7 protein-coding genes are annotated in these 10,433 nt (G+C 32.7%); 1 reads left to right on the top strand and 6 read right to left on the bottom strand.

Translation table 11 applies throughout. The features are described 5' to 3' along the window. Window positions 1-323: 323 nt before the first annotated feature. The 6 genes from OK18_RS00890 to OK18_RS00865 all read right to left on the bottom strand — a co-directional run bounded on the left by OK18_RS00890 (window position 324) and on the right by OK18_RS00865 (window position 9,371). The gene (locus tag OK18_RS00890) at window positions 324-1,457 is read right to left on the bottom strand and encodes a 1-acyl-sn-glycerol-3-phosphate acyltransferase (RefSeq protein ID WP_053326777.1); all 1,134 of its coding nucleotides are present in this window, start codon (window positions 1,455-1,457) and stop codon (window positions 324-326) included. Between the two features lie 591 nt (window positions 1,458-2,048). Then, window positions 2,049-5,219, bottom strand: coding sequence for a Z1 domain-containing protein (locus tag OK18_RS00885; RefSeq protein WP_053326776.1), 3,171 nt, complete (start codon window positions 5,217-5,219; stop codon window positions 2,049-2,051). After that, window positions 5,216-5,752: a hypothetical protein gene (locus OK18_RS00880; RefSeq protein WP_053326775.1), complete on the bottom strand. Its 537-nt coding sequence runs from the start codon at window positions 5,750-5,752 to the stop codon at window positions 5,216-5,218. Before OK18_RS00880 ends, OK18_RS00885 begins: the two co-directional genes overlap by 4 nt. Further along, on the bottom strand, window positions 5,742-7,226 hold the full coding sequence (locus tag OK18_RS00875) for an ATP-binding protein (protein ID WP_053326774.1): 1,485 nt from the start codon (window positions 7,224-7,226) through the stop codon (window positions 5,742-5,744). The genes OK18_RS00880 and OK18_RS00875 overlap by 11 nt, the downstream gene beginning before the upstream one ends. Before the next feature lie 98 nt (window positions 7,227-7,324). Beyond that, the gene (locus OK18_RS00870; RefSeq protein WP_228377673.1) at window positions 7,325-8,953 is read right to left on the bottom strand and encodes a DNA cytosine methyltransferase; all 1,629 of its coding nucleotides are present in this window, start codon (window positions 8,951-8,953) and stop codon (window positions 7,325-7,327) included. A 1-nt stretch (window position 8,954) separates the two neighbouring features. Beyond that, window positions 8,955-9,371 (bottom strand): very short patch repair endonuclease, encoded by a 417-nt coding sequence (locus OK18_RS00865; protein WP_053326772.1) that lies wholly within the window; start codon window positions 9,369-9,371, stop codon window positions 8,955-8,957. 487 nt (window positions 9,372-9,858) lie between these two features. Here OK18_RS00865 and OK18_RS00860 point away from each other — a divergent pair, with 487 nt between their 5' ends. Continuing rightward, entirely contained in the window at window positions 9,859-10,425 is a 567-nt protein-coding gene (locus OK18_RS00860; protein WP_156173193.1) for a hypothetical protein, read from the top strand. Window positions 10,426-10,433: the final 8 nt, after the last annotated feature.

The raw sequence follows: 10,433 nt of genomic DNA, 5'->3' as shown, positions 1-10,433 counted from the left end.
AGTTTTTGTATTAAAACCTGTGCATATCTGTGGTTTTAAATTATTTTTTTTAAAAACGCAAAGGTTTAAGGGGAGTAATGGATATTTTAAGGAAGCTAAGAAGCGCGACTTTGTCGCTGACGAAGCTTTATATCTATTCGTATACTTAGTAAGAATCAATGAAATTGATTCAATTCTTTGCTCCCTTAAACTTTTACGGAATGAATATAAAATCTTTGCGTTTATAAAACCTCTCAAAATTTTAGCCACTAATACACGAATTTTTTATTCATTCGTGCATTAGTGGCTAAAAAAATATCTGTGCAGATCTGTGGGTAAAGAAATTATTTCTCTTCAGCCTTTAATTTATTCACCAAAGGGTTAGCATACATCGCCAGGAAATATTCTTTAGAAACAGGATCAGACGGATCAATACGCATCTCTAATCTTCGGATAAACAATTGTTTTTCCTGTTCTGTATATTGAGAAGCGTAGGTGTCTGTATTGTTGAGCAGATCGTAGGCTATATATTTTGTAGGCCAAAGTTTGTAATTCTTAATGATGGAATCATCAATAAGCTGTGCAATAGCCTGCAACTGTTTGTTTTTATTCTCAATCGTAGCGGCAATATGATCCAATTCAGTATCAATAACATCACCGGCATGGATATGAATTCTTTTCTTTTGCCCTAAAATTCCGCTGAGTATGGTATTAAAATCTTCGTTTTTTCCTTTGATGTATTCCTCATCCCTGTGTTGTGCCAGGAGTTGAGGCATTTTTAAAGAATCTGTAGGATCATATTCATAGGAAATGGAGATAGGAACGATCTTTAATGTTTTAAAATAATCTATTAATGACTGGTCTCCGGCAGCCATAGCCAACATTTTTAAAACTCCTTGCTGAGTGGCATCATTCCCGTCTTTAGCACGGCCTTCACGCTGGGCAATCCATACAGAGCGGTTTTCCTGAAACAGCTGTTCCTTAATATACTCAGACATCGTCTGTGAGCTTGTAAGCTGCTCACGAAGCGGCAGGCCTCTTTGTACCAAAAAGTTTCGGTTCAGTTTAGCCAGAACGTTTAAGAAGTTTTTGCGAACCAGGTTATCTCCGATGGCAGAAGCGGTCATAATATATCCTCCTTCCAACAGTACAAGATTAAGCAGTGAAGTATCCAGTACAATATCCCTGTGATTCGAGATGAAAAGGTAAGGGGTATTTTTATCCAGCTTATCGAAGCCCGAAGTCGTTAAGCCATCGGAGCTTTTCGCAAGGATCTGCCGAACGGCAAACGCCACAAACTGATGCTGGAAATCACTAATGGAATGCACATTTTTAAACTGCTCCAGCCAAACCTGCTCATCCACGCCGGGAAAAGTAAAGTTCATCAGTGCTTTCATCATCGGATCACGGGCTATGCTCTGTAATCTTTCATTCACTTCATGATCATGAAAATACCGGATTTCATCAAACTTCGACATGCGGTTACTTAATAAATTAAAACTTTGCAAAAGAACGAAAATTTATCGAGGGATGGGCATAAAGGATGTTAAAGTATTATGAGGGGCGTAGGAGTTAGGAGAAATCATCTGGTGAACTGGAGTAAACACTATAATTTTTAACCACAAAAGTCACAAAAGTTTTTATTTAAAACACTTTAGTTCACTTTAGAAGAAAATCAAAGATTTTATAAAACTTTAGTATACTTTCTATGCTCAAAGCTTGTTACTTGAAATAACTTAAGTGGTTAAATAATAATTGCAATGAAACTCTATTTTTTAACCCATTAAGAAGTTTTAAGTTATTAAGAAAAGTTAAGATGAAAATCAAAGATTTTCTTTAGCCGCAACCTTAAAGCGAAGCTTCTCTTAATATTCTTATATCCTTAATTTTTTCTTAATGGTTTAAGATGAAATGTCAAATATGCGAGGTTAGATTCCCTTCGGAATGACAAACAGAGCGTTTTATTTATTCATACACTTTATCATTCTATAGAATCTACATTACACTATTTAATTGCTCGTTTGCAAAAAGGAAGATTATCTTAATTTCGTAAGAGATGAGCTACCGTATTATTGCAGGTCAATTTCTTCTAATTCAATGTCATCATCATATTCATATTCATCCATGAAGACTTGGTTAACTCTATATTTTATTTTTTTATCGTTTTCATTTTTTGGAAAACTGATGGCATATCCTATTAAAGGAACATCAATAGAGGAATTTTCCCATCCATTAGGTTTAGGATCAAGTGGATATATTAGTAATAATCCTTCTGTAATGGCTCTTTTTGCACGTATGTTTTTTCCGGAAGGGATAGTAGGTTGCTTTTTACTTTTGTTTTTTCGTTCACTTTTTTTCCAATCTTCAATTGTTAGATGAAGGGCTTCTGTATAAGTATGACTTTTTGTATCAAAATCAATAAATTCATGTGTGGGATCGATAATATGGCTTCTATTGACTTCATAGTAATTACCATTTCCTTTATTTGCATCGGTTCTCATAGTTGTACCTATAGAGGTATCTTCATTTTCAATTTTAAAAGAATATTGTTGTTTGTTTTTATTCGAAATTAATACGATTGTCCAATTAGTTAGAAAGTTTACTGTAACCTGCTGTGTGATATATTCAATTATTTTTTCGTGTTCTAGTTTGTTATCTGCCACATATCCTTTAAGAAACCGGATCACATCTTGATAATTTCCAGTTTTATACCAAACATATTCTTGCCCATTTTTTTTATTAGGAGCTCCTAATGAATTAATAAAAGTATGTGTATGTTTAAAATTATCTTCAAAAAGGTTTCTATTTCTTCTGAAACACCACGTTTCTCTTAATTTATCAGAAAAAGTTAATTCCATTTCCTGACTACTCTTCATTTTATTAGTAGCTGTTATTTGCAGAACATCAGGATCTTGTCTGACTTTTATGCCGAATTCTTTAGGACTTTTGCGTTCCATTTTCATATCCTCAAATTCATTTCTCAACTCTTCAGAGGCAACAGTGATATATTTGTACCATTTTACTAGGTCCTCACTGGTATATAAGCGACATAAATCCAAATATCCTGGACGATATCCAAACCATCTGCCCATTTGCATAAGTGTGTCATACATTTTAGTTGCTCGTAAATAGTAGCTTACCGAAAGCCCTTCGAGAGTAAGCCCTCTTGAAAGTTTATTTCCTCCAATAGCAATAACGGAAAGCCCTCTTTTACGATGATCATAGTAATCAAGAGAAGTAATATTGTCAAACTCTAAGCCGTCTTGGGTTTTATCTCCGTGAATTGCTCGCACTTGAATTTTTGACACAGCTTTTCTTAACTGTGTTTCTATTTCAAACCATTCCACTTTATATATAGAACTATCTTTAGTGTCAGGAATATTTTTGATTATTTCTGTTGTGACTACAAAATCTCTATTATATAATTGTTTAAGTTCTGAAATAAGAGTTCCTTGTTTATATTGAATTTGCTGTTGATAAAACTTCAATAATCTATTAACCAGTGTTGCTGTTTTGTTTTGCCATTTTATAAATCGGGTAACATGTATGAGCATAGAATTATGGACATCAATTTGCCCCCGGACTCTTCTAATGGCACAAACTAATATAAATGATTTGATGGCCTCTTTAAGCTTTTCTGGCAACTCTTCAGGTAGAGTATCATCTTTTTTATGTTTATCAGGATAATATTTTTGATAGGTATCAACAGTAAATTCTCTTATCAATGGTAATCCTTTAACCTCATCTAAGTTAGTCGTTATAGTTGTATCAATACCAAATATTTCTTTGGGGCCAATATAATTGGATGGAGGAGGAATATTTATGATAAAGTCTTTTGGAAAAAGATCCTTTCCTGAATATTTCCAAAATTCATTAAGTTGAATATTCAACCCTTTTGGTATATGATTTTCTTCTTCTGTTAGTGGAATAAATACATTGGCAAAGGGAGTTGCGGTATAACCAACATATGCACTTTGTTGGAAAAGAGACAATAATGAACGTATAAGTCCATTAATGGTAGAAATGCTTTGAGGTGAGACATTGATTGATGCATTATCTGCTTCATCATCAATTAAAAGCAAAGGTAGTTTTTTTACAAGTGTTTTTCCGTCTCTTTGATTTTCTCCTCTTTCTGCAAACCAACGAATAAATTCTTTTAGGATTGTAGGATGTTTTTTGACTATAACAATTATATGGCCACTTCGAGGGTTGGTACCAATTATATGTCTTGCTGTTGTTTTAAAATCCCCATCTATTGCACTCGTTGTAAAATAATGAGCTTGAGGTGAGGAATCATATTTGCTAACTCCGAAATGCCTGCTTTCATAACCTTCTCTATCTACTTTTGTGTCCCAGCCAAGGAACCCTTCATCTATTCTTAATTGAGTTTGGGAGCGAAGATCATTAGTTGTTCCCGCCAAAACAACAATTATTTTAAAACCATAATCAGCTGCTTTGCATATCAGACCTGTATAATTACTTGTCTTTCCAGATTGTACCTGCCCTACAACTAACCCTTTTTTATCCCAGTCACCTTTGCTGGTTGGATCTTTTAAATGATCTAAAATATCATCTGTAATATCATCAAGTTTATCGAGTGTGTCAGGAGCCCATTCTTTTTCTTTTTGGAGATAATTTATATATCTTTCCCAAAAACGTTTTTTGACAATTCCTTTTTTATTATGTACCCATGGTTCGTATGTGTCTTTTTCATTTATAGTTATGTGTTTTTCTGCTTCAATACTAAATTGTTTTTCTAGGTAGCTATATACATATTTCCAATTAATCTCTTTTGATTCAAAAGCACGTGAGGCTCTTGTTACATCAGCTTCTATTTCTTCTTTTTTTATTGGGCGAGGACGGGTATTCAAAAATGTAAGAGTATTTTGTATTAGGCTTTCATTTTCTGTCTTGATACGATCTATTTCCGTTTTAAGTTCTTCCAGTTCTTCTTTCATTTCTCCGGGAATATCACCATCCAATGCATATTCATATAGTTTTTGAGCTTCAGAGAAATCAGCATTGTCTAAAGCTATATAAGCAGCACTTCTAAAAAGTATAGAGCGAGATGGTTCTATTTGCTCATTGTATAATCCAAGAGCAGCTTTCTTTTCATAAAAGAATGCTTCAGCTGATAATGCTTGAAATTTTTCAATGTCATTATTATGCAATGCTATCAGAGCTAATTCAGCATTATCCATCGCAATACGATGAAATTCTTCTAGTTTTTCATTTGTCATAATATGTTTCTTAATCCTGTTTTTATACGTGGGGAACTAAACTCTACTACAACAATTAAAGCAGGTAATTTTGTTGTATCTGATTTTTCTGACTGCTCCATTTTATTATCAAATCTTTGATTTAGTTGATAATCTGTTCCATTTCTAATTCCTGAAACTTCTAACCTTACTTTTCTTTGGAACAAGAAGTCGTTATCTTCTGTTCCTAACCAATAGTCTATACCTGTTTTTTTTCTAGATTTTTCTATTGCTTTTACATTCATTTCTGCTGATGCCACTAAAAGAGCAACACCATATGCACCCTGTTCTGTTGTGTACTCTTCATCTCCCCAAGTACGCTTCATCTGATTATTCACATCATAACGGATTGTTTTATAAATCTTGCAATAATGGCCCTCTCCAGCAATATCTACACTAATATCATGCCCTTGGCTTTCTAGGCATATAGATGCTGCATGTCCAAAATTTGTACCCGCAGCAGGTGTAAGAAAGTGATGTTTTTCAGTTTCAAGTTCTATCAAATTAATGTTCATTTTGAATATTTTCTGTTAATTCAGGGTAGTGATTAAATGGTTCAGTCCGAAGAATTTCCTCAATTACATCTTCATGTGATAGACCAATATTCACAAGAGATTGGTATAATTCAGTTATCATATTTATAAGATCAGACATAGATTTACCTTCAAAAGGAAGTTGCTGCATGTCTTTGTATTCACTTTCATTTATAATAATCATTGAAAGAGGTAATGTTTCTTCCAGTAGATAAAAAAAACGGTTCAGCTTTGCTTTATTATGACTGTTTTCATAAATAAAGTTTTTTATCAGGGGATGCTCTTTATTTATTTGATAACCTCTTTTCCCTTTTCTTTTATGTGGCATCCAAACTGGAATATCTTCTTTAGTAGATTTTCTTTTTTCCCTTTTTCCAATTTTCCGATAAACTTCTACTGCATCTTTTCTCGATTCATCAGCAATATTTTTCAATTTTTGGCGAATATCATGAGGAACTTGAATAACAGATTTTTTAATATCTAATTGCCATTCTAAATCTGATTCCGCTGTATTTGGAATATTTACTTTAATGCGAGACAACTTATTATGTTCTTCCTGCTTGTACATTCCTAGCCATTCTCCAGCTATAATCATACGATTATTACGGTAAATATAGAATCCTTGCTGAGCATTCCACCCTTTTATCCATCCTCCATTATCAAAGTCTTCTTTGGATAATTCAGATGTATGAGGAAGAATAAATGACTGTACAGTTATTCCATCTCTCAGTATATATTCTATTCCTTTTTGAGTGTGATGATTAGTCGTAATATAAGGATCCCAAGCCCGAATTTTAACATTATTAATACTAATATTAAGTTTTTTAGTCTGAATAAACAAATGAAAAACCATTGAAAGATGCATCTCCATTTGTTTTATTTTTGTCAGAAAAATTTCTAAATCTTTTTGATTTTCTTTTATAGTATTTTTTGTAAGATGATCAATATCCTGCCATATTACAGTTGTTCCTTTTTTCGAGTCCAAGAGTCTGTTAATTAAAGTTTCATCATTAAGGTAATTTAACAATTTCCAACCTGCTTCATTAACATAATCCATATTCCATGATCGAAAAATAATATCTGTATTTAGTTGTTTAGTTGCAACAGTAAGAATACGACATTGGGAAAAAGAAGCCGTTTTTAATCCTAAACCAAACCTTCCCAAATCATCATCAAATCTTTCTAATAAAGGGTCCTTTGATGCAGGAGTCATAGCAATAACTAGTTCCTTGAGTGACATTCCATTTCCATCATCTGTTATTGTTAATGCAGTATTCTTACCATTCCATTCAAAATCAATCCATATATTTTTTGCATCTGCAGCAATACTATTATCAATAATATCGGCGACAGCAGTTCCTAAATTATACCCAATGGAACGGTACCCTTTAATCATATTACCTGCATGTGGTGGGGCATTCTCACACTCATATTTTTTTAAATGATTTATATCCATAGTTATAGTTTTTATTCATATTTGCTGTTTTCTATTCTTTAAAATACGCTTCTTCATTAAATTTTGCAAGATATAAAGCAGTATATAATCCAAGTATATTAGTTTTCATTCTCATCTGGTACAAGGTTTTTAACTATTTGAGCAATCTGATATGCCAAATATGGAGGAACTGCATTGCCCACTTGATGGAACTGCTGAGTTCTTCCACCACAGAAATAGTAATTATCAGGAAAAGTCTGTACACGAGCAGCTTCTCTTACCGAAAAGCTTCTGCTTTGTTGTGGATCATAGTGAATAAAATAATGCCCATCTTTAGAAATGTGACTTGTAATTGTAGTAGCTGGTATGTTTGGGAGTTGTACCCGGAAGCGATCTGTAAATTTCCCTGATTCAGCATTTTCATGATCTGGCATTAAATCATCTCCGGCATCTCTGTAATCTTCAAGACGAGGAAAATTACCATGCAACTCCGCATAACGACTCGCAAACATATATCTTTTGATGTCCTGAAGTAAATGTTTACGTGATACATGATGAAGAATTCCGTTAAGGTTATTGTCTGAATACCAGTTTGATAATGGGTGGTCTGCTGCTAAATCATAATTTTCTATAGGAATATATTCTTCACCTAAAGTCTCCGGAAGTCTTAATTGTTCTACCCCAACTCCAAGAACATCAGTAATCTGATTATTAAAATCCTCCATATAAGCTGACCATTCTTCAAAGCAATCATTTACTTTTTCATAATGTCTCTTTTTTTTCAGTTTCCCTTCTTCATCAGACTCCATAGTAAAATGAGTGAAGCTACGGGTAATACCACTTCGTATTTCCGGTAGGCTCCCAATAACAGAGGAAAGGGGAATTTCATCACTTTTTTCAAGAATTTGTTCTGGTGCAGGAATATCCTCACGAACTCCTAATAAAATTACTCTATGTCTTTTTTGAGGGATTCCATATTCTTCAGACTTAATAATAAAATCAGTAGATTTAAATACTGGATTGCCATAAAGATCATAATTAGTAGGTAATTTTGTTAAAGAATATATTCTGTATCTAATATGTGGTTGATTATTATTAGTTATTTCTCCTTCAGAAATACAAGCTCCTATAGGGTCTGAAAGGTCATCCAAAATTTTACTGAAAATCTGACTGTCTTCTGTTTTAGCAGATAATATTCCTTTTACATTTTCCATCACAAAAACAGCAGGTTGATGAACAGCAATTATTCTCAGATACTCCTTGTAAAGACCAACTCTTTTGTCTTTAGCTTCATCGAGTATTTTTTCCTGCCTTCTTGACCTGCCAACCAGTGAATAGGCCTGACATGGTGGGCCCCCGATCAGAACCCAGTTAGTTCGTCCTTCCAGAGCGTCCTGAATTTTATTATCGACTTCTTCGTTTGTCAATGCATTGGTATCTCCTTTATCAGGTTCTCCTAATGTACCACAACATGCTTCCAATTCAGCTGATGCCGCTTGTTCTGGATGTTTTTTATATAATTCGGTAAGAGTGATTTCGCCTCTTACAAAAGCATAATAATCATCTGGCACCTGACCAATATTAAATTCTCTAAAAAAACTTCTGAGTTTTAAAGTTTGGTGTGCATATGGATCTTTTTCTATAGACAATTTGATTTTAAATATTCTTTCTCCATTGTCATCCCGTAAGGATGAGAATCCTTCACCAAGGCCACCAGGACCTGCAAATATGTCAATTATTGGTATCAATTTAATTTATAATTTTATTATAAAGAGTATTAAGTACATTTTCTCTTTTGTTGCTTTTCAGATCGTACTCCCAAACTATATAAACTTTCCATCCTTCATTTTTTAGCTTGTGTATACTCTCCATATCTTTTTCTATATTTCTATTAATTTTATTTAGCCACCATTCTGTTCTTGTTTTTGGTATAACAAAATACTTGCAATCCTCATGACCATGCCAAAAACAACCATGTACAAAAATTATTTTTTTATATTTTGGAAAGACTAAATCAGGTTTTCCCGGAAGCTTTTTATCATGTAGTCTATATCGCAATCCTTTTCCGAAAAGAAATTTTCTGACCAGAATTTCAGGTTTAGTATCCTTACCCTTAATTTTGCTCATATTATAACTCCTTACTTTTTTAGAATGTACATCAGGCATAAAATAAACTAATTTAACAAATATACATAAACTTATAAAATTTAATTTTTTTAATTAGTTTTTAAAAATGGAGTTAATATCTATGCTTAGTATTTTGATAATATATAAATATTGTGAAAGTCCAAAATTTAAACTTTGGACTTTCACTTTTTAATATTTTTTTGAATTAATTTATACTGTCAATATCCTCCTACACATCCACCTCCTCAACCTCCACACCGGCAAATACACAAACATCACAGACAAAATTCCTATTACCACAACCATTGTATCTAGTTTGTAATCTTTTGATAGATTATACTTTGTAAAAGTAGTATTCATAGAACAGAACGGTAATTAAGTTATACAACATTCTGTTGTTTGTTGTACCTTCTCATTTCAAAAGAAAAATATTTAAGAGTCTTTTTTTACTAATTTTAGATGAAGTCCAGCATTGCTAGATTTCTTGCTTTATAGTATATTTATGAAATATTATTCTAAACCAGAAATGAAAAAAATCTTTTTATTAATTGTATTATGTACTGGAGTATTATTTAATGCTCAAAAATTGAAACTGGGTGATTTTAAATTGATTACTTATGATGTAGAACCCAGTAATAATATCAAAATATATTCCTATTCGAAGATAGATAAACAAGGGATATTAAGTGTCTACTTAAAAAGATCTAGAGACGAAGTCTATTATAAATATCAGTTAACCGAAGATGAGATTGAAAAAATTAATCAGCTATCATCAAAAAAGATGAAAGACTTTGTTGTGAAAAAGCAGCTGGATAAAAATCAGGGATATGCAGGGAATAGGAACTATATTACATTCCAGGTTGGAGGGAAAAAAGATAAGCTCTGTTTTATTAATCCATTTATGGATGCTGGTTTTAATAATATTATCAATTTGCTGAAAGATAAAATTTATAAACAGGATGATTTAGCAAAATCTGCTGATTTTACAATTGACTTTGAGTCTGCTAAAAAAGAAATTATTACACAAGATGAGATTGATAATTATCTACCGCAAAAACAGCTTCCGCCACCACCAATGAAGGTCGTGAAATAATGTTGAAA

The organism is Chryseobacterium gallinarum, assembly GCF_001021975.1.
Classification (GTDB): domain Bacteria; phylum Bacteroidota; class Bacteroidia; order Flavobacteriales; family Weeksellaceae; genus Chryseobacterium; species Chryseobacterium gallinarum.
This window is presented reverse-complemented; position numbering and strand designations above follow the sequence as displayed.

Excerpts from the sequence above, each read along its gene's own strand:
- OK18_RS00875 (WP_053326774.1), bottom strand. The coding sequence starts at position 7,226 with ATGGATATAAATCATTTAAAAAAATATGAGTGTGAGAATGCCCCACCA.
- OK18_RS00890 (WP_053326777.1), bottom strand. The coding sequence starts at position 1,457 with ATGTCGAAGTTTGATGAAATCCGGTATTTTCATGATCATGAAGTGAAT.
- OK18_RS00885 (WP_053326776.1), bottom strand. The coding sequence starts at position 5,219 with ATGACAAATGAAAAACTAGAAGAATTTCATCGTATTGCGATGGATAAT.
- OK18_RS00865 (WP_053326772.1), bottom strand. The coding sequence starts at position 9,371 with ATGCCTGATGTACATTCTAAAAAAGTAAGGAGTTATAATATGAGCAAA.
- OK18_RS00860 (WP_156173193.1), top strand. The coding sequence starts at position 9,859 with ATGAAAAAAATCTTTTTATTAATTGTATTATGTACTGGAGTATTATTT.
- OK18_RS00880 (WP_053326775.1), bottom strand. The coding sequence starts at position 5,752 with ATGAACATTAATTTGATAGAACTTGAAACTGAAAAACATCACTTTCTT.